Consider the following 476-nt stretch of genomic DNA (forward strand, 5'->3'; position numbering starts at 1 on the left):
CTGCGTCGGCACCGTCGGCACGGACCGCCGACCCGACCGCGTCGGCGCGGCAGGGGTGGTCGTGGCGGTCCGCGCGGTTCCCTCCGCGGGGACGTCGGCCGTCACCCGGAGCGCCGGGGCGGCGTCGGCGGCGGAGACCCGGGCGACGGGCACGCCGCGCACGGGCGTCGCGGTGCCCGCCTGGTCGACGACGTCGGCGTGGTCGCCGTCCTCGTGGCCGACGGCGGCCGGCGGGCGCCCGGCGAGGCCGGACGTCGGCTCGTCGTCGGCCTCCGCCTGCTCGTCGAGCGGCCACACGTGCTCGGGGGTGTCGTCGTCCTCGTCGCGGCGGCGGGCCGTGACCAGCCCGGACAGCACCTGGTCGACACGCTGCACCCCGGCGGCCCGCGCGACGCCGAGCGCGACCCACGGCAGCGCGGCGTGCGCGACCACGGGCCCCAGCCGGCCGTCGCCGAGCGCGAGCAGCAGCGCGGGCG

1 pseudogene is annotated in these 476 nt (G+C 81.5%); it reads right to left on the reverse strand.

What is annotated here, in order from left to right:
- Positions 1-476: pseudogene (locus CBZ_RS21930) on the reverse strand (glycosyltransferase family 2 protein); the annotation flags it as partial.

It is taken from the genome of Cellulomonas biazotea, assembly GCF_004306155.1.
GTDB lineage: Bacteria > Actinomycetota > Actinomycetes > Actinomycetales > Cellulomonadaceae > Cellulomonas > Cellulomonas biazotea.